Annotated in this window: 1 protein-coding gene; it reads left to right on the forward strand. The window is 62.6% G+C overall.

Features of this window, described 5'->3' with window-relative positions:
- Positions 1 to 384 (forward strand): HAMP domain-containing protein (locus AC1DNW_RS35500; protein ID WP_477855837.1); only part of this gene is annotated, 384 nt, incomplete at both ends.

The following is a 384-nucleotide window of genomic DNA, read 5'->3' on the forward strand; positions in this document are numbered from 1 at the left end:
CGGCATCTGCGTCATCATCTTCCGCGTCACCAAGCCGATCGGCGTCATCACGCAGTCGATGGCGGCCTTGGCGCAGGGCGATCTGAAGATCGAGGTGGCCGGTATCKCTCGCCGTGACGAAATTGGCKAAATGGCTCGCTCCGTCGAAGTCTTCCAGCAGGCTGCTATCCGCAATAAGGCACTTGAAGAGCAAACGGCAGAGGCACGGGTTTCCGCAGAGCGCGAGCGTATCGAGGTGCAGCGGCGCGCCGAGGCCGAAGCCGAAGAACGCTTGATACAGGCAACAGGCTCGCTCGCTGCAGGCCTGCGCCGTCTCGCAACCGGCGACCTCGTCTGTGAAATCGATACGGCTCTCGCGTCGCAGTTCGAGGCACTCCGTCACGA

The organism is Rhizobium sp. 05L429 (genome assembly GCF_056397645.1).